General features: G+C 59.8%; 17 protein-coding genes. 15 read left to right on the top strand and 2 right to left on the bottom strand.

Features of this window, described 5'->3' with window-relative positions; all coding sequences use genetic code 11:
* The first annotated feature begins 90 nt into the window (after positions 1 to 90).
* From aroK to I6L40_RS17845, 14 genes are all read left to right on the top strand, one after another.
* Complete coding sequence (gene aroK / locus I6L40_RS17910) at positions 91 to 609, top strand: shikimate kinase AroK (protein WP_033113859.1); 519 nt, start codon at positions 91 to 93, stop codon at positions 607 to 609.
* 14 nt (positions 610 to 623) lie between these two features.
* Positions 624 to 1,703, top strand: coding sequence for a 3-dehydroquinate synthase (gene aroB, locus I6L40_RS17905; protein ID WP_071913105.1), 1,080 nt, complete (start codon positions 624 to 626; stop codon positions 1,701 to 1,703).
* Complete coding sequence (locus tag I6L40_RS17900; RefSeq protein WP_071913107.1) at positions 1,696 to 3,276, top strand: SPOR domain-containing protein; 1,581 nt, start codon at positions 1,696 to 1,698, stop codon at positions 3,274 to 3,276. The genes aroB and I6L40_RS17900 overlap by 8 nt, the downstream gene beginning before the upstream one ends.
* 70 nt (positions 3,277 to 3,346) lie before the next feature.
* A complete protein-coding gene (locus I6L40_RS17895; RefSeq protein WP_033113856.1) occupies positions 3,347 to 4,219 on the top strand; it encodes a Dam family site-specific DNA-(adenine-N6)-methyltransferase in 873 nt (290 codons plus the stop codon).
* 163 nt (positions 4,220 to 4,382) lie between these two features.
* Complete coding sequence (gene rpe / locus I6L40_RS17890) at positions 4,383 to 5,057, top strand: ribulose-phosphate 3-epimerase (RefSeq protein ID WP_041210023.1); 675 nt, start codon at positions 4,383 to 4,385, stop codon at positions 5,055 to 5,057.
* A complete protein-coding gene (locus tag I6L40_RS17885; RefSeq protein WP_216994664.1) occupies positions 5,044 to 5,712 on the top strand; it encodes a phosphoglycolate phosphatase in 669 nt (222 codons plus the stop codon). Before rpe ends, I6L40_RS17885 begins: the two co-directional genes overlap by 14 nt.
* A gap of 42 nt (positions 5,713 to 5,754) precedes the next feature.
* Positions 5,755 to 6,759, top strand: a complete 1,005-nt coding sequence (gene trpS, locus I6L40_RS17880; RefSeq protein ID WP_071913109.1) for a tryptophan--tRNA ligase — start codon at positions 5,755 to 5,757, stop codon at positions 6,757 to 6,759.
* 119 nt (positions 6,760 to 6,878) lie between these two features.
* Positions 6,879 to 7,094 carry a hypothetical protein gene (locus I6L40_RS17875; protein WP_019446358.1) on the top strand — a complete coding sequence of 72 codons (216 nt, stop codon included), beginning with the start codon at positions 6,879 to 6,881 and terminating at the stop codon, positions 7,092 to 7,094.
* A gap of 21 nt (positions 7,095 to 7,115) precedes the next feature.
* Complete coding sequence (locus I6L40_RS17870; protein WP_071913110.1) at positions 7,116 to 7,697, top strand: aminodeoxychorismate synthase component II; 582 nt, start codon at positions 7,116 to 7,118, stop codon at positions 7,695 to 7,697.
* 276 nt (positions 7,698 to 7,973) lie between these two features.
* Positions 7,974 to 9,191, top strand: a complete 1,218-nt coding sequence (locus I6L40_RS17865; RefSeq protein ID WP_071913112.1) for an aspartate aminotransferase family protein — start codon at positions 7,974 to 7,976, stop codon at positions 9,189 to 9,191.
* A gap of 75 nt (positions 9,192 to 9,266) precedes the next feature.
* Complete coding sequence (gene astA, locus I6L40_RS17860) at positions 9,267 to 10,286, top strand: arginine N-succinyltransferase (RefSeq protein ID WP_019446361.1); 1,020 nt, start codon at positions 9,267 to 9,269, stop codon at positions 10,284 to 10,286.
* A 72-nt stretch (positions 10,287 to 10,358) separates the two neighbouring features.
* Positions 10,359 to 11,828 carry a succinylglutamate-semialdehyde dehydrogenase gene (gene astD, locus I6L40_RS17855; RefSeq protein WP_071913114.1) on the top strand — a complete coding sequence of 490 codons (1,470 nt, stop codon included), beginning with the start codon at positions 10,359 to 10,361 and terminating at the stop codon, positions 11,826 to 11,828.
* Positions 11,829 to 11,891: 63 nt separating this feature from the next.
* Positions 11,892 to 12,689, top strand: a complete 798-nt coding sequence (locus I6L40_RS17850; RefSeq protein ID WP_215805363.1) for a DUF1338 domain-containing protein — start codon at positions 11,892 to 11,894, stop codon at positions 12,687 to 12,689.
* 262 nt (positions 12,690 to 12,951) lie between these two features.
* Positions 12,952 to 13,209, top strand: coding sequence for a hypothetical protein (locus I6L40_RS17845; protein ID WP_216994663.1), 258 nt, complete (start codon positions 12,952 to 12,954; stop codon positions 13,207 to 13,209).
* Positions 13,210 to 13,319: 110 nt separating this feature from the next.
* Here the strand turns inward: I6L40_RS17845 and I6L40_RS17840 are convergent, their stop codons facing one another.
* Positions 13,320 to 13,916, bottom strand: coding sequence for an HAD family phosphatase (locus I6L40_RS17840; RefSeq protein WP_041210029.1), 597 nt, complete (start codon positions 13,914 to 13,916; stop codon positions 13,320 to 13,322).
* Between the two features lie 171 nt (positions 13,917 to 14,087).
* Here I6L40_RS17840 and I6L40_RS17835 point away from each other — a divergent pair, with 171 nt between their 5' ends.
* The gene (locus tag I6L40_RS17835) at positions 14,088 to 15,452 is read left to right on the top strand and encodes an MDR family MFS transporter (RefSeq protein ID WP_042029753.1); all 1,365 of its coding nucleotides are present in this window, start codon (positions 14,088 to 14,090) and stop codon (positions 15,450 to 15,452) included.
* 111 nt (positions 15,453 to 15,563) lie between these two features.
* Here I6L40_RS17835 and nifJ read toward each other — a convergent pair whose 3' ends face one another.
* Positions 15,564 to 19,109 (bottom strand): pyruvate:ferredoxin (flavodoxin) oxidoreductase, encoded by a 3,546-nt coding sequence (nifJ, locus tag I6L40_RS17830; protein WP_216994662.1) that lies wholly within the window; start codon positions 19,107 to 19,109, stop codon positions 15,564 to 15,566.
* Positions 19,110 to 19,223: the final 114 nt, after the last annotated feature.

Genomic DNA, 19,223 nt, shown 5'->3' with positions numbered 1-19,223 from the left:
CCCACCTGATCCATCGCAAGATAAGGTTCACAGGTACCCCGATCCAGTATTTATCGGGGTCGTACAGTTTGTAATTACTAACGAAAAGACATGGCTGAGAAACGCAATATTTTCCTGATAGGTCCCATGGGTGCGGGCAAGAGCACCATAGGTAGACATCTGGCAGAACAACTGCACATGGAGTTTTTCGACTCAGATCATGAGATTGAGCGCCGCAGTGGTGCTGATATCAGCTGGGTGTTCGATGTTGAAGGCGAAGAGGGTTTTCGGATCCGCGAAGAGAAGGTGATCGGCGAGCTGTCCGAACAGCAGGGTATCGTGCTGGCGACCGGTGGCGGAGCCATCAAGAGTCGCGAAACTCGCAATAAACTCTCTGCTCGTGGCATCGTGGTCTACCTCGAAACCACCATTGAAAAGCAGCTGGCGCGTACACAACGCGACAAGCGTCGCCCTCTGCTGCAGACCGAAGAGCCAGCTCGTGAAGTGCTTGAGCGTTTGGCACAAGAGCGTAATGCCCTGTATGAAGAGGTTGCCGACTTTGTTGTGCATACCGATGAGCAGAGTGCAAAAGTGGTTGCCAATCAAATCGTCAAGCTGATCGGTATGTAAACAAGAGGACGTCCATGGAACGGTTGAAGGTTGAATTGGGTGAACGCAGCTATCCCATCGAGATAGCTGCAGGCTTGTTGCAGCGTGCTGATGTGCTGACATCGGCTATCAAGGGCAAGCGGGTAATGATAGTGACCAACACGGTCGTTGCCCCGCTCTATCTTGAGCTGGTTACCTCCCGACTCTCTGGTTTTCAGGTCGAGCACCTGATCCTGCCGGATGGCGAGGCTTACAAGAACCTGGCAACCTTCGAGCAGATCATGTCTGCTCTGCTTGAAACCAACCATGGGCGCGATACGACACTGATCGCTCTGGGGGGCGGTGTGATAGGGGATGTGGTGGGCTTTGCGGCAGCAAGCTATCAACGTGGCATTCCTTTTATCCAGATCCCGACCACCCTGCTCTCCCAGGTTGACTCCTCTGTGGGCGGTAAAACCGCTGTCAACCACCCCCTCGGCAAGAACATGATTGGGGCTTTTTATCAGCCCAAACAAGTTGTTATCGATACCGAATGTCTGAGTACCTTGCCCGCCCGCGAGTTTGCCGCAGGGATGGCCGAGGTGATCAAGTACGGCATCATTTGGGATGCTGATTTCTTCAGCTGGCTGGAGCAGAACATGGTTCTGCTGCAACAGCTTGATCCTGCTGCGTTGGCATACGCCATCAAGCGCTGCTGCCAGATCAAGGCGGATGTGGTCGGTCAGGACGAGACCGAGCATGGCGTACGAGCACTGCTCAATCTGGGCCACACCTTTGGTCATGCTATCGAAGCGGAACAGGGCTACGGCAACTGGCTGCACGGTGAAGCGGTGGCGGCTGGTATCATGCTGGCGGCCTGGACGGCTCGGGCCCGTGGCGAGATGACCGAGCAGGAGGTCGCCCGAGTTCGCGCTCTGCTGCTGGCGGCAAACTTGCCGATCAAGGCTCCGGCCGAGATGGATTTTGCCGCTTTTATTCGCCATATGCGTCGCGACAAGAAGGTACTGGAAGGCAAGCTGCGTCTGGTTTTGCCGGTCGGTATCGGTCATGCACAGGTGGTTGCAGATGTCTCCGACGCAGAGCTGTTGGCGGTGATCGAGTCAGGTCGTGAGTAAACTCCTTCAATTTCCTTCCCAGCGGCAGCTGGTTGACCGGCTGCTGCATCTGATTGAATTCAATCACCCTTTTATCTTTCTCTCCGGCAAGCCCGGGAGCGGTCGCGGTACCCTCTGCGAGTCACTGCTCGGCAAACTGCCGGAAAAAGTACGCGTCGTCAGCCTGATAGGCACTCCTGCCATGAAGATGGTGGATGTGCGTCAACTGCTGCTGCCTCAAGTGGTGGCACGCCCTCTGTTCAACCCGCAGGATGCGCTGGCTGACAGCTTCTTTCGCATGCTGGAGGGGAGCAAGCCTGCCACCCTGTTGCTGATGATTGAGCGGGCAGACGAGCTGCCTGCCGAGTTGCTGGGTGAGCTGTGGGCCATCAGCCGCCACAACGATACGCTGGCAATACCGCATCGCCTGGCCATCATCGTCTCCGGGAGTGATCACTGGTGTCGCAGCCAGCGGCCTCAGCTCAAAGGGCGAGCCATGCCGGCGCTGGAGCTGGAGGTGCCGCCACTGAGCCCACCGGAGCAACGCATCTTCTTGTATGAAAAGGCCAAAGAGCTCAAGATCCCGACGACCCTCTTGCCCAAGGTCAAAGTGGAAGAGATCCTGACTACGGCGAATGGACATCCGTCCACCATCATGCAGTTACTGGAGGATATCATGACCGACAGAAGGCCCAAGAAGCGTCAGGCCGAGTTGCCCGTCAAGAAGATTGCCACCGTCATCGCGATGGTGGCTGGTGGTCTGCTGGCGATGAGCTATCTGCTGCCTGCGCTGTTTAGCAGCGACAGCAAACCTGCCATGCAAGACCCGGCTCAGACAACCCCCTTGCCCATCCAGGTTTCAGGCGGCGATCCCCTGACCGTCGGCAGTGGCGATAGCAGCCAGCAGGCTGCGCAGGATAATGGCAGCGGCGATGCAAGCAGTGCTACTGGCGTAGTGAAGGATTGGCAGCCGGAGGCCAAGGTGCTGCCCAAGTCGGTCGACAGCGATACCGTCACGACCGAATCCACCAACTACGAGGGGCGCCGGGTGGTGATCTCCGATGAGGTGGTGCAAAAGCTGATGAGCGAGCCCAAGGTGAGCGGTGCATTGCCGACCGATGTGGTTGACGAGCTGACCGGCAAAGGCCCGGCGGTGGCGAGTGGCGCTGCCACGACTGGCACGGCCACGACCACTGCCAAGGCAGCGACCAGTGTGCCGGTTACCGCAACGAGCAAAACCGCTACGCCTGCGGCAACCACCCGCAGCGAACCGGCCGCCGCGCCAGCGCCCAAGGTGGAGCTTACGCCCGTGGCGACTCTCACTAAGAAGCCGCGCAACCACTACAGCATCCAGTTGATGGGGGCGAGCAACACCAAAGCGGTGGATCAGTTTGTTGCCGAGCATGGTTTGGCGGGCAAGGTGTGGGTCTATCAGACCAAGTTCCGCGGTAGTCCCTGGTATGTGGTTCTGCAGGGGGATTACGCCGGCCTGAGCCAGGCCAAAAGTGCCATTCGCAAACTCTCCCCCGAGCTGCTGAAAGGGCAGCCCTGGCCCAAGTCGTTTGCACAGGTACAAAAAGAGCTGAAGCAATAGCCTTGATACCGGATAAGGGGGTAGAATCGACCCCCTTTTTGGGTCTTGCCTTCTTACACACCGGATTTCCATGAAAAAAACACGCGCTTTTTTAAAATGGGCCGGGGGAAAATACTCCCTGGTTGAAGAGATCGCCGAGCGTTTGCCAGCCGGGCGTGTGTTGCTGGAGCCCTTCGTCGGGGCCGGTTCTGTCTTCCTCAATACCGACTACGACGCCTATGTGCTCAATGACATCAATCCGGATCTGATCGCCCTCTATAACCATCTCAAAGAGACACCGGATCATTTCATCGACGAAGCGCGCAAGCTGTTTGTGGCCGAGCATAACCACAAGGCTGCCTACTACCGGCTGCGTACCCAGTTCAACCAGACCGATACCAGCTTCGAGCGCTCCCTGCTGTTCCTCTTCCTCAACCGCCACGGCTTCAATGGCCTGTGCCGTTACAACAAGAAGGGGGGATTCAACGTCCCGTTTGGTTCCTACAAAAAGCCCTACTTCCCGGAGAAGGAGCTGTGGGCCTTTGCCGAGAAGGCGCAGAAAGCGACCTTTATCTGCGAAAGCTACGCCGATGCCATCAAGCGGGCCGAAGAGGATTGGGTTATCTACTGCGATCCTCCCTATGCGCCGCTCTCGACCACGGCGAGCTTCACCACTTATGCAGCCGGCGGCTTTACGCTGGACGATCAGGCGGTACTTGCCCGTCTGGCGCGGCACACCGCGGCCCATAAGGGCGTGCCTGTTCTGATCAGCAATCACGACATCGAACTGACCCGCGAGCTCTATCGCGGCGCCCGTCTCGACGAGATCCTGGTCAAGCGCACCATCAGCCGCAACGGTGGCACCCGCAACAAGGTGGCCGAATTGCTGGCGCTCTATCCGCCCGGAATCGAACCGGAGCAGGGCTACTACCCCAGCGACAGCGAGCTGCTGCCGCTGAGCTAGCAACAAGACGGCACCTTCGGGGGCCGTTTTTGTTTGGCGAGCCGACCTGAATGGAAGCAGGGTAGGGGATTGCCCCATTTCTCCCGCTTTCGAGTCGTTTTCGCCTGCCATTTACGTTAAAATTGCGCCGCTTTTTCTCCCTGGCTGCCAATGGATGATGCTGATGAAAGACTTTCTGATTGCCCCCTCGATCCTCTCTGCCGATTTTGCCCGTCTGGGTGACGACGTAGCCAAGGTACTGGCTGCCGGTGCCGACGTGGTTCACTTCGACGTGATGGACAACCACTATGTCCCCAACCTGACCATTGGCCCCATGGTCTGTCAGGCGCTGCGTGACTTTGGTATCGAGGCCCCCATCGACGTGCATCTGATGGTCAAGCCGGTAGATCGCATCATTCCTGATTTTGCCAAGGCGGGTGCTTCCCTTATCACCTTCCATCCGGAAGCATCCGACCACGTCGACCGTTCTCTGGGCCTGATCAAGGAGATGGGCTGCCAGGCGGGTCTGGTGCTCAATCCGGCTACCTCGCTCTCCTGCCTCGAGTATGTGATGGACAAGCTGGACGTGATCCTGCTGATGTCGGTCAACCCGGGCTTCGGTGGCCAGAGCTTCATCCCCGGCACCCTCGACAAGCTGCGTCAGGTACGTCGCCTGATCGACGAGAGCGGCCGTGACATTCGCCTCGAGATCGATGGTGGGGTCAAGGTCGACAATATCCGTGAAATCGCTGAAGCGGGTGCCGACATGTTCGTCGCCGGCTCTGCCATCTTCGGCAAGCCCGATTACAAAGCGGTGATCGACCAGATGCGTGCGGAGCTGGCTCATGTCAAACGCTGAGCGCGCATTTGACCTGGTGCTGTTCGATCTGGACGGCACCCTGATCGACAGCGCCGCCCAACTGGCGCTGGCTGTCAATCTGACTCTGGCTGATCTGGGTCTGGAACAAGCTGATGAAGCGGTTATCCGTACCTGGGTCGGCAATGGTGCCGACAAGCTGATCCAGCGGGCCCTTGCCTATCGCGAGGCCGACCCCGAGCTGTTTGCCAAGGCCCGTCCGATCTTTTTCCAGCACTACAACGCCTGTTTGCTGCAGGGATTGGCCATGTATGATGGGGTTGCCCGGAGTCTGCGCCGCCTGCAAACCCTGGGTTACAAGCAGGCGATCGTCACCAACAAGCCGAGCGATTTCGTGGCCCCTATCCTCGATGCTCTTGGCATCAGCGATTGCTTCGCGCTCTGGCTCGGTGGCAACTGCGTGCCGGTCAAGAAGCCGAGTCCGGAACCCTTGCTGCACGCCTGCCTGGAGCTGGGAGTGAGTCCGGCTCGTACCCTGATGGTGGGTGACTCCGAAAATGATGTGCTGGCTGCCAAAGCGGCCGGCATGAAGGTGGTGGGGCTCACCTACGGTTACAACTATGGCCGCCCCATTGCCGACTCCCGGCCCGACTGGGTGTTCGAACACTTTTCCCAGCTCGATGCGCTGCTGAGCTAAGCGCGCCGCCGGACTGGCTGAATTACAAGGATTACTACTCTCATGACCAAACCAATCGTATTGAGCGGGGCGCAGCCCTCCGGTCAGCTGACCATCGGCAACTACATGGGCGCACTGCGTCAGTGGGTCAACATGCAAGATGAGTACGACTGCCTCTACTGCATCGTCGACCTGCATGCCATCACCACCCGCCAGGATCCGGTTGCCCTGCGCAAGGCCTGCCTCGATGCGGCTGCCCTCTATCTGGCGGTCGGTATCGATCCCAAGAAGAGCACCGTTTTCATCCAGTCTCACGTGCCGCAGCACGCCGAGCTGGGCTGGATCCTCAACTGCTACACCCAGATGGGTGAGCTGTCGCGCATGACCCAGTTCAAGGACAAGTCCGCCCGTTTCGAGAACAACGTCAACGTTGGCCTGTTCGGTTATCCGGTGCTGATGGCAGCCGATATCCTGCTCTATCAGGCCAATCAGGTTCCGGTCGGCAACGACCAGAAGCAGCATCTCGAGCTGACCCGCGATATCTGCACCCGTTTTAACAACCTCTATGGTGAGGTGTTCACCATGCCTGAGCCCTTCATTCCGACCGAAGGGGCGCGAGTGATGAGCCTGCAGGATCCGACCAAGAAGATGTCCAAGTCGGATGACAACGAGGCCAACTTCATCGGCCTGCTGGAAGATCCCAAGCAGATCGTCAAGAAGATCAAGCGTGCGGTGACCGACTCCGATGATCCGGCCGTGGTGCGTTTTGATCCGGAAAATAAACCGGGCGTCTCCAACCTGCTGACCCTGATGTCCGGTGTGACCGGCCGCACCATCCCCGAGCTGGAGCTGCATTTTGAAGGCAAAATGTACGGTCACCTCAAGACCGAAACCGCCGAGGCGGTTGTCGCGCTGCTGGAGCCGATTCAGGCCCGTTTCAATGAGCTGCGTCAGGATGAGGCCCATCTGATTGCGATTTTGGCCGAAGGGGCACAAAAGGCGCGTGAAAGGGCTGAAAAAACTTTGACCAGCGTATATGATGTAGTCGGCTTCGTTCCTCGAGCCTGACATACTGGGAAGGTGTAGTAGAAGAGAGCTGGGTATTTGCCTGGCTTTCTTTATTTTCCCCAGCTCTATTTTTGTTTGATTTTATTATTCCAACCCGGGATATATCCCCAAGAGTACCCATGTCTGTTCAACCGAATATTTCAATTGAAGAGCTGAGTGACAAAGGTCACTGGCTGCGCAAGTTTCGCAAGGCGAAAAACCTCAATACCCTGCAGTTGATGGTCTCCAATGCCATCGACAAGCATCACAAGACCGCTGCCATTGCTGCCGCCATCTATCTGGCCGAATGTCAGCGTGAGCGGGAAATGGAGCAGGGTCGTTTTCTCGATCGTTAATTCTCCGCTGCTGGTTATCTCATGTTGCTGTTAATTGATAACTACGACTCCTTTACCTGGAATCTGGTGCAATATTTTGGCGCGCTGGGTCAGGAGGTAGAGGTCAGACGCAATGATGAACTGACGCTGACCGATATCGAGCAGTTATCTCCCCGTTTTCTGGTTATCTCTCCCGGCCCCTGTACTCCCAACGAGGCAGGTATCTCTCTCGACGCCATCACCCATTTCGCTGGCAAGCTGCCCATTCTCGGCGTCTGCCTTGGTCATCAGTCGCTGGCGCAGGCGTTTGGTGCCCGCGTGGTTCGCGCACGTCAGGTAATGCACGGTAAGACCTCCCTCATCCGTCATCGCGGCGAAGGGGTATTCTGCGGTCTCAAGGATCCCTTGCGGGTGACCCGATATCATTCGCTGGTGGTGGAGCGCGAGACGCTGCCCGACTGCTTCGAGATCACCGCCTGGAGCGAGCATGCCGATGGCTCATTCGACGAGATCATGGGGCTGCGTCACAAGACGCTCAACATCGAGGGGGTGCAGTTCCATCCGGAGAGTATTTTGAGCGAGCAGGGTCATTTGTTACTGGCCAATTTTCTGACCCGTTCATAAAAAGTTGTGACCGCCTTCTCAATATCGAGAGAAGGCAAAAAAAATTTCTCTGACACTTTATTCACCCCCTCTCCTGCCCAAATTATCTCTTGCCAAGCCCCCCTGAGTCGTTATGCAATGCGGTTGCCTAAAATATCAGGGGCAGTCGAACATTGTTCCTTACAGGCCCTCTTGTTACAGACTTTTTACTTTATTTCTGTGATAATCCCGTCACGTTTACACGGATTTAACTTTTGGGCGGTGGATTATTCTGTCGCCGAATCGAAGGAGAGCTATATGTCAGAGTTGTTGGCAGTGACACGTGAAGTGTTTGATGAAGTGATGGTTCCCAACTATGCGCCGGCCAAGATCATCCCGGTGCGTGGCGAAGGATCACGTGTCTGGGATCAGGATGGTCGCGAGTATATCGACTTTGCCGGGGGCATCGCCGTAAACGGCCTTGGCCACTGCCATCCCAAGCTGGTCGAGGCCCTGAAAAGCCAGGGCGAGAAGCTGTGGCACCTCTCCAACGTGATGACCAACGAGCCGGCCCTGCGTCTGGCCAAGAAGCTGGTCGCCGCCACCTTTGCCGACAAGGTCTACTTCTGCAACTCCGGCGCCGAGGCCAACGAGGCCGCCCTCAAGCTGGCTCGTCGCTACGCCATCGAAAAGTTCGGTGAGCAGAAGACCCAGATCATCGCCTTCAATCAGGGCTTCCACGGTCGCACCTTCTTTACCGTCAGCGTCGGCGGTCAGGCTGCCTACTCCGATGGTTTCGGGCCCAAGCCCGGTGACATCACTCACGTCCCCTATAACGATCTGGCCGCGCTGGCTGACGTGATCTCCGATAACACCTGCGCCGTGGTGATGGAGCCGCTGCAGGGGGAGGGGGGCATCATTCGTCCCACCGACGAGTTTGCCAAAGGGGTGCGCGAGCTGTGCGACAAGCACAATGCCCTGCTCATCTATGACGAAGTGCAGTCTGGTGTCGGTCGTACCGGTGAGCTCTACGCCTATATGGGGCTTGGCGTCACGCCGGACATCCTCACCAGCGCCAAGGCACTGGGTGGCGGTTTCCCCATCGGCGCCATGCTGACTACCAACGAAATCGCCTCTTACCTGAAAGTGGGCACTCACGGCTCTACTTACGGTGGCAACCCGCTGGCCTGTGCGGTGGCGGAAGCAGTGATCGATGTGATCAACACCCCGGAGGTGCTGGCGGGTATCAAGCAACGCGAGCAGCTGTTCCGTGATGGGCTTGAAGCCATCAATGCCAAGTACCACTGCTTTAGCGAAATTCGCGGCAAGGGGCTGCTGCTGGGCGCCGCTCTGAGCGAAGAGTACAAGGGGCGCTCGCGCGACTTCCTGCTGGCCTCCATCGATCAGGGGCTGATGGCGCTGGTTGCCGGCACCAACGTGGTCCGTTTTGCTCCTTCGCTGGTGATCCCGGAAGCGGACATCAAGGAGGGGCTGGCCCGCTTCGAGAAGGCGGTCGCCCAGGTGGTTAACGCCTGATCCAAATTGAGGTGGGGAGCCCTCCCGGCAGGAGCCGGGACCCCACCTGACGTCAATGAAAGGGAGTTGTCATTTATGTTGGTTATCCGTCCCATCGAGCAAAAAGATTTTGCCGGGCTCAAGACCTGCGCCATCGAGTCCGGCACCGGCATGACCTCGTTGCCCGTCAACGATGAGCTGCTGCAGCGCAAGATCGATGCTTCCACCCAGACTTTTTCCGACAAGCCGGCCGGCAAGGGGGACTGCCTCTACTTCTTCGTGGCCGAGGATCTCGAGACCGGCGAGATGGTAGGGACCTGCGCCATCGATGCGGCTGTTGGTCTCTCCCAGCCGTTTTACAACTACCACATCGGCAAGGTGGTGCACTCTTCGCCCAAACTCGGTATCTACAATGTGGTCGAGACGCTGACTCTCTCCAATGACTACACCGGCAATACAGAGCTTTGCACCCTGTTCCTGCGCGAATGCGCTCGCGAGGGGCTCAATGGCCGCCTGCTCTCCAAGCACCGCTTCCTGTTTATGGCCGAGCACCCCGAGCTGTTTGACGAAACCGTCTTTGCCGAGATGCGCGGCGTCTCGGATGGCAATGGCCACAGCCCCTTCTACGAGTGGTTGCAGACCCACTTCTTCTCGATGGACTTTCCCACCGTCGACTATCTGACCGGGATCGGCAAGAAGCGCTTCATCGCCGAGCTGATGCCCAAGTACCCCATCTACGTCAACTTGCTGAGCAAGGAGGCGCGCGCCGTCATCGGCCAGACCCACGAGAAGACCCGTCCGGCCATCAAGATGCTGCAGGACGAGGGATTCGTGAATCGCGGCTATGTCGATATCTTCGATGCGGGGCCGGCGGTCGAGTGCGAGTTGAAGAACATCCGCAGCGTGCGTCGCAGCCAGAAACTGCGGGTGCTGATCGGCGAGCCCATCGGCGGCCGCACCCATCTGCTTTGCAACAGCCGTTTCGAACAGTACCGCGCCTGCTACGGCAATATCCGGGTCGATCTCGACAAGCATGAGGCCATCATTCCGCCCAAGATGGCGGCGGCACTCAAGGTGCAGGATGGCGACATGGTGCGGGTAGTCGACCTCGACTGAGGCAGACAGGACAAGCAAATTGATTATCAAGCAGGCAGCCGAGGCTGCCTGTCAGCGACAGGGAGTGAATGGATGAGCCAGTTAGTGCAATTTATCGACGGTCAGTGGCTTGCCGGTGAAGGCAAGCCGTTCGAGTCACGGGATCCGGCCAAAAACGAGGTGATCTGGCAGGGCGCTGCCGCCAGTGAGGCTCAGGTCGATGCGGCCGTCAAGGCTGCCCGCGCCGCCTTCTACCACTGGTCTGATATGGATCTCGAGGATCGCCTGACCATAGTGCGTCGCTATGCCGACCTGCTGGGTGAGCACAAGGAGGCGTTGGCGCTGACTATCGCCCGCGAAACCGGCAAACCGCTGTGGGAGACCCGCACCGAAGTGGCCGCCATGCAGGGCAAGATCGCCATCTCCATCCGCGCCCATGACGAGCGCACCGGTACGGTGGAAAACCCCATGCCGGGCGCCAAGGCGTTTGTCCGTCACAAGCCCCACGGTGTGGTGGCGGTGTTCGGCCCCTACAACTTCCCGGGCCATCTGCCCAACGGCCATATCGTGCCGGCTCTGATCGCGGGCAATGCCGTGGTGTTCAAACCCTCCGAGCTGACACCCATGGTGGCGGAAGCCATGCTCAAGGTGTGGCAGGAGGCGGGGCTGCCCAAAGGGGTCATCAATCTGGTGCAAGGGGAGGTCGAGACCGGTAAGGCGCTGGCGGGCAACCCCGATATCGACGGCCTCTTCTTTACCGGTTCATCCCGTACCGGTCATTTCCTCCATCAGCAGTTTGCCGGCCAGCCGGGCAAAATTCTGGCCCTCGAGATGGGTGGCAACAACCCGCTGATCGTGAAAGAGGTGAGCGACATCGACGGTGCCGTCCATGCCATCGTCCAGTCGGCGTTTATTACCTCCGGTCAGCGCTGCACCTGCTCGCGTCGCCTGTTTGTCGAGCGCGGCGAGCGTGGCGATGCCCTGGTCAAGCGACTGGTCGAGGTGGTCGGCAAGATCAAGGTCGGCCTCTACGACTCCGCCGAACAGCCGTTTATGGGGGCGATGATCAGCGAGAAAGCGGCGATTGGCATGGTCGAAGCGCAGGCCAACCTGCAACAGCTGGGCGGCGAGAGCCTGCAGGTGCTTGAGCACCTGAAAGCGGGCACCGGCTTTGTCTCCCCGGGCATCATCGACGTGACTGCGGTCAGCGCGTTGCCGGACGAAGAGTACTTCGGCCCGCTGCTGCAGCTCATTCGCTATGACGATTTCGATGCGGCCATCGATCTGGCCAATGCCACTCGCTACGGCCTCTCGGCCGGTCTGCTGGGTGACAAGGAGGCGGACTGGAATCACTTCTTCAAGCGGATCCGCGCTGGCATCGTCAACTGGAACAAGCCCATTACCGGTGCTTCCAGTGCCGCGCCGTTTGGCGGTATCGGCGCTTCCGGCAACCACAGGGCGAGCGCCTACTACGCTGCTGACTACTGTGCTTATCCTGTTGCATCCGTCGAGGATAGCAAAGCGGCAATGCCGGAGCAGCTGTCTCCCGGTCTGAGCTTCTGACAATAACAAAACGGGGCATCCGGCGGGTGCCCCAACCTGTACCCGCAATCAAAGGAAAGAGAGATGCAAAAGGATATCGACACCCTGTTCAGTCATCTGTGGGACAACTACATCAAGGTGACGCCGAGCGCCCTTAAAGTGCATGCCCTGCTGGGGGGCGGTGAGCCCATCATCAACGACCACATCGCCTTTCGGACCTACAACCTGCCCAAACTGGGGTTGGAGAAGCTGGCCGCCCACTTTCTGGCGCTGGGTTACGAGCAGAAGGGGGAGTATGTGTTCAAGGCGAAGAAGCTCAACGCCAAACACTTCGAGCACAAGGATCCCGATGCTCCCAAGGTGTTTATCAGCGAGCTGAAGGTCGAAGAGCTCTCCGCAGGCGCGCAGGCCATCATCCACAAGCTGGCGGATCAGGTGCCCGAGCATCTGACCGATACACCGGCATTTCTCTACGCTGGTGCCCCCTGGCAGGTCTCTTACGCCGACTACCAGACCCTGCTGGCGGAGAGCGAGTATGCGGCCTGGATGGCAGCCTGGGGTTATCGTGCCAACCACTTCACGGTCAATATCAACAAGTTGAAGGACTTCGACACCATCCATCAGGTCAATGCGGCACTCAAGGCGGCGGGTTTTGTCCTCAACAGCGTGGGTGGCGAGGTGAAGGGAGATCCGCAGGTCATGCTGGAGCAATCCTCCACCATGGCCGACAAGGCGGATGTGCCGTTCAGCGATGGGGTGCGTACCATCCCGAGCTGCTTCTACGAGTTTGCCCTGCGCTACCCGCAGCCAGATGGCGTGCTCTATCCGGGCTTTGTCGAGGCGTCGGCCGACAAGATCTTCGAATCGACCAATGCGATGTAAGGGTCGGTGACCGGCACGGGTTGTGCCGTGCCACTTGGCATGAGAACGCCTCCCCTGTGGAGGCGTTTTGTTTGCCGTGGGTGGTGATGCTCTCTCAGGTTATCAATGACTTAAGAGGAGAGGGGGTACGGGTTTTGCTGGTGTTTGGTGTGGCCGAATTGTTGATAAAAATGTGAACGGGATCACTCGATACGCCACAGATTGACGCAGGCAAGCGGGCAAAAAGGAGTAGAATGACGCTTTATTTTTGCGGGGCCAATCGATGCCTAACTATCACTTTTTCAAGCAAGGTCAGTCGCTTACCTATCTCGATGCGAATGCGCCCAGCTATAGCGATGAGCGTCGACATCTGGTTGCGCAGGGTTTTGCTGCCATTGCTGCGCCCACCTTTGCGGATAGTCCGAGCAAGGCGCTGGAGCTGCTGTGCGCTCATCAGAAGCAGCATGAGTTGCATGCCGATGGCTTAACTCTCACGGTGTCTGAAGTCCCTGCGTCTGCGGCCTCCCTCTCGGGCAAATAGGTCGGGCAAACAGGTTGGGCAAACAGGCGTCAGCCAGTTACGAGTCGGGGAGCTGACAGGCTCCCCGAAAATGATTGCAGTTGTGCCTTGGCACGGTGGCGATGTCCCTGTTATCTCGGGTGCCACTCTCCCTCAAGCACCAGCACGGTATCCATACCTGCCGCCTTGCCTGCCTCAAGCCCGATCTGGGTATCTTCAAACACCAGACAGTTGGCCGGATTGGCCCCCAGCTGTTCGGCTACCTGCAAGAAGGTGTCCGGGTGCGGCTTGTGGTTGATGACGTCATCGGCGCTCACCACCACAGAGATATAGGCGTCGAGACCGGTACTCTTCAGGATCGACTCCGCCTGATTGCGCGGTGAACCGGTACCAATCCCCATCGGCACCTTGCCGTGGTAGTGCCTGACCAGCTCCCACATCCGGGGGAAGACGCTGACCTTGTCTATATGTTCCATATAGAGGGCAATCTTGCGGCGGGCGAAGGCGTCGGTGTCTACCTCCAGTCCCTGCTGCTCGGCCAGCATGGCGATGATCTTGCGAGTCGGAATGCCGCCGTACTGGTAGAGCTGCTCCCGCTTGAAGGGGATGCCGAATTCGGCGCAGGTAAGCTCCCAGGCATCGAGGTGGAGGGGCATGGAATCAACCAGAGTGCCATCCATATCGAAAATCAGGGCATCGTAGTGATCAAACCGGTACTGCTCGCTCATGGGGACTCCTTGGCTAAATAGGGCAGGCTAGCAGATCGGGGACCTGGATTGTGGGATCGGCCTCATGGTTGAGGATGGCCGGCCATGGTTTTTTCTCTCTCTTGCTGATTTGTGAGACAATAATTCGCTCAATGCCGGATCCTTTGGCATATCAGATTAGCGAGTCCTCTTATGTCCCCGAAAACCATCTTCTCGAGTGTGGCGCTGGTGATCGCACTGGGATCTCTGGAAAAAAGCATCGTCACTACCCCGCTGCCCATGATTGGCGCCGAGCTGCATGCCGGTGGCGCCCTCACCTGGGTGGTCACCGCCTACCTGCTGGCGGCCACCGCCGTGCTACCTCTCTACGGCAAGCTGAGCGATCTCTTTGGCCGGGTGCGGATGCTCAATATCGGCATCGGCCTGTTTCTGGCAGGCTCGGTGGCCTGCGCCCTCTCCCAGGATCTGCAGACCCTGCTGGCAGCGCGGGTGCTGCAAGGGCTGGGGGGCGGCGGTCTGATTGCCCTCGCGTTTACCGTGATTGCCGACACCATTCCGCCGCGGGAGGTGGGCAAATATCAGGGCTACATTTCGGCAGTCTATGCGGTCTCCAGCATCGCCGGCCCCTTGCTCGGCGGCTACTTCACCGAGCAGCTCAGCTGGCGCTGGATCTTCTGGATCAATCTGCCGCTCGGGGCGCTGGCGGTCTTTCTCATCAACCGCAACCTCAAGCAGCTCAACGTGCGTCGCCACAGTCGCTTCGACTGGAAGGGGGCGGGTCTGCTGATTACCGTCACCACGCTCACCCTGTTGCTGCTCTCGCCGGAGGCGGCGCTGCCCGCCGTCTGGCTCTCGGCAGCGCTGGGCGTTGCACTGCTGTTGCTCATTCTGATTGAGCGGCGTGCCCACGACCCCATTCTGCCCGCCCATCTGGCCCGGCTGCCCGGCTATCTGGTGAGCGTGCTGCTGGTGATGCTCTCCCAGTTGCTGATGTTTGCCGTGCTGGTCTATCTGCCGTTGCAGATGCAGTGGCAGAAGGGGATGAGCGCCAGCGAGAGCGGCGCCATCATGGTCATCTTCATGATTTGCATCACCGCCGGCGCCTTTGTCGGCGGCAAGCTGATTGGCCGTACCGGTCACTACAAGAGCTTTGTTGCGGTGGGCTTTGGCCTCGCGGCGGTGGCGCTGTGGCAGATCCACTTCGATGCCTGGGTCAGACTGGCGCTCGGGTTTGCCGGTATTGGTCTCGGTCTGGTGCTGCCCGCCCTCTCGGTGGTGGTACAGAATGCCCTGCCGCGGCAGGACCGCGGCATCGGCATGTCGCTGTTCAACTTCGGGCGTGAGCTTGGCGGTGCCGTCGGCGTGGCCATCTGCTCCATGCTGTTCCACTTCCGCCTGCCAGCCGGCAGCGATGGCGATCTGAGCCGGCTCGCCCCCGATCTGCTGGCCCCGGGCTTCAGCGCGACCTATATCGGCATGGCATTGATCGCCACGCTGGCGCTGCTCATCACATTGCTGGCGTTGAAGCGCCATGAGCTGGCCTCCATCAGCGCCTGATTTGGCCTGCGCCGACATAGGCTCACCATAGATAGCATCAGGGCTCCCCGCGGGGAGCCCTGATCGTTATTTGGCGAATAGAGTGGCTGCTGCCATCAAGCCATACGTGGCTTACTCCTGCGCCGTACTCTCCTTGCCTGCCAGCTGGCTCAGCCAGGCGAAGCGGCGGTTGGCCTCCCGCTCCGCCTCTTGATAGAGCTGGCTGGCCACCTCCGGCAGCTGGCGCTCCAGCCGCTGGAAGCGGGGCTCATGGCGCAAGGTTTCGGCCAGCGAGGCATTGGGGGCCCGCGAGTCGAGCGCCAGCGGCAGTTTGCCCTCGTCAGCACGGCGCGGATCGAAGCGGTAGAGCGGCCAGAAGCCGGTGGCGGTCAGCTGCTTCATCTGCTCATGGCTCTCGGCCATGTCGTAGCCATGCTCCTCGCAGGGGCTGTAGGCGATGATGAGCGAGGGGCCCGGGTAGGCTTCCGCCTCCTGAATTGCCTTCACTGTCTGGTTCATCTGGGCGCCGAGGGAGATCTGCGCCACATAGACGTGACCATACATCATCACGCTGGCCCCGAGATCCTTGCGTGCCTTGCGCTTGCCCTGCTCGCCAAACTTGGTGATGGCCCCAAGCGGGGTTGCCTTCGACTGTTGGCCGCCGGTGTTGGAGTAGCACTGGGTGTCGAGCACCAGCACATTGATGTTCTCCCCCAGACTCAGCACATGGTCGAGCCCGCCAAAGCCGATGTCGTAGGCCCAGCCATCGCCGCCGATGAGCCAGACCGATTTTTCCACCAGATAGTCCGCATCGCGAGCCAGCTCTTGGGCTGCCGGGATCTGGCTCTCCTGCAGCAGTGCTCGCAACTGCTGGATATGGGCCCGCTGCTCGGAAACCGGCAGGGTGGCATCGCCGAGCGCCTCGCGCAGCGCTGCCGGTATGGTGTCGCCCAGGCTCGCCAGCAGGCGGCTAACCCGCTCCCTGTGCTGATCGACGGTGAGACGGAAGCCCAGTCCGAACTCGGCGTTGTCTTCAAACAGCGAGTTGGCCCAGGCCGGCCCGCGCCCCTCGGCGTTGGTGGTGTAGGGGGTGGTAGGCAGGTTGCCGCCATAAATGGACGAGCAGCCGGTGGCGTTGGCAATCAGCAGCCGATCGCCATAGAGCTGGGTCAGCAACTTGATATAGGGGGTCTCACCACAGCCGGAGCAGGCGCCCGAGTATTCAAACAGCGGCGAGATGAGCTGGGAGGTGCGAATGTCGATGCGCTCCAGCTGCTCGGCGCTGCGCTCTGGCAGGTCGAGGAAGAAGTCGTAGTTGGCCTTCTGCTCGTCGAGGTGATCGAGGCGTGAAGCCATATTGATCGCCTTGCGATCCGGGTTGCTGCGATCCTTGGCCGGGCACACCTCGACGCAGAGATTGCAGCCGGTGCAATCCTCCGGCGCCACCTGCAGCACGTACTGCTGGCCGCGCATGTCACGGGATTTCACATCCAGCGCATCCAGGGTGGCGGGGGCAGCGGCCAGCGCATCCGGTTCCACCACCTTGGCGCGAATGGCCGAGTGGGGACAGGCGGCGACACAGTAGTTGCACTGGGTGCAGAGCTCCGCCTCCCAGATGGGGATCTCCTTGGCGATGTTGCGCTTCTCCCAGCGGGTGGTGCCGACTGGCCAGGTGCCATCCGGCGGGAAGGCGGAGACCGGCAGGCTGTCACCCAGTCCCGCCAGCATGGCGGCGGTGACGGTCTGGACAAAGTCGGGGGCCTTGGCCGAAACCACCGGCGGGCGCGGGCGGCTGGCGGGATCCTGCTCGCCAAGTAGCACCCGGGTCAGGGCGGCGCAGGTTGCCTCCAGTGCCTGCCAGTTGCGTTCGACCAGCGCTTGTCCCTTGCTGCCATAGCTGGTCGCGATGGCCTGCTTCAGCAGGCTGGTCGCCTCCTCGGGGGGAATGATGACGCTGAGCTGGAAGAAGGCCATCTGCATCACGGTATTGATGCGGTTACCGAGCTGGCAGTCGCGGGCAATTTTGGCGGCGTTGATGATGTAGAAGCGCGCCTCTTTCTCGCGCAGGGCATGCTGTACCTCGCTGGGGAGGCGCTGCCAGATCTCCGCTTCGCTGTAGGGGGTGTTGAGCAGGAATATGCCGCCCGCTTTCAAGCGTTCCGCCATCCGGTACTTGTCGACAAACTGCCACTGATGGCAGCCGATAAAGTCCGCCTCTTCCACCAGATAGGCCGATTGGAGCGGCCGCTCGCCCACCCGCAGGTGAGAGACGGTGAGGCCGCCCGCCTTCTTGGAGTCGTAGACGAAATAGCCCTGCGGATAGAGGTCGGTGTGGTTGCCGAGGATCTTGATGCTGTTCTTGGCCGCCGAGACGGTGCCGTCGCTGCCAAGGCCGTAGAAGAGCGCCTCCAGCTTGTGTTGCTGGTTGTGGATGGGGCTTTGCGAATTGAGCGCTGCCAGCGGTAGCGAGAGACCTGTGATGTCATCGAAGATGCCGACGGTAAAGCGCGGGCGCGGGTTCTCCTGCGCCAGTTCGGCAAACACCGCCAGCGCGCAGGCGGGGCCGAACTCTTTGGAGGAGAGGCCATAGCGACCGCCGATGACCCGCGGCAGGCTTGCCCGCTCGCCCCGGCTGACCGCTTCGGCCAGCGCCGTCATCACGTCGAGATAGAGGGGCTCGGCCTGTGCGCCCGGCTCCTTGGTGCGATCCAGCACGGCGATGGCGCGGGCACTCTCGGGAATCACGGCCAACAGGTGCTCGGCCGAGAAGGGGCGGAACAGCCGCACCTTCACCAGCCCCACCTTCTCCCCTTGGGCCAGCAGGCGTTCGATCACCTCTTCACAGGTGCCGATGGCTGAGCCCATCAGCACCATAATTCGCTCCGCCTGCGGGTGGCCGACATATTCAAACGGCCGGTAGTGGCGGCCGGTCTGCTTGCCAAACGCCTGCATCGCCTCGCTCACATGGCCATAGGCAGCGTCATACCAGGGGTTGCTCGCCTCCCGACACTGGAAGTAGGTGTCCGGGTTGGCGGCAGTGCCGCGAATGACCGGTTTGTCGGGGGTGAGCGCCCGGTCACGATGAGCACGGATGGCATCTGCGGGCAGCAGGGCACGCAGGGTGTCGTCAGCGAGCGGCGCTATCTTGGCGATCTCGTGAGAGGTACGAAAGCCGTCGAAGAAGTGGATAAAGGGGAGGCGGCTGTTGAGGCTCGCTATCTGTGAAATCAGGGCAAAGTCCTGCGCCTCCTGCACATTGCTGGCACAGAGCATGGCACAGCCGGTCTGGCGCACCGCCATCACGTCCGAGTGATCGCCAAAGATCGATAGCGCATGGGTCGCTACGGTGCGCGCCGCCACATGCAGCACAAAGGGGATGAGCTGACCCGCCAGCTTGTAGAGGTTGGGGATCATCAGCAGCAACCCCTGCGACGAGGTAAACGAGGTCGCCAGCGCGCCGGTCTGCAGGGCTCCGTGGACGGCGGCGATGGCGCCCCCTTCCGACTGCATCTCGACAACCCGGGGGACATCCCCCCAGAGGTTCTTGCCCCGCCCGCTCGACCAGGCCGACGACTGCTCAGCCATGGCCGAACTGGGGGTGATGGGGTAGATGGCGATGACTTCGCTGGTGCGGTACGCCACCGAGGCGACTGCGTTATTCCCGTCTGTGGTGATCATGTGTTTTCCACTTTGCTATGCCAGTTTGAAGGCCGATAGTTGCATCGGCAATGGATAGGTCGCTGGCATAGTAAGAGGGGCAATAAGAGCGTATCAAACGGGATAAATAATCAA

The sequence above is a fragment of the Aeromonas sp. FDAARGOS 1410 genome (assembly GCF_019048745.1).
Lineage (GTDB): Bacteria > Pseudomonadota > Gammaproteobacteria > Enterobacterales > Aeromonadaceae > Aeromonas > Aeromonas jandaei.
This window is presented reverse-complemented; position numbering and strand designations above follow the sequence as displayed.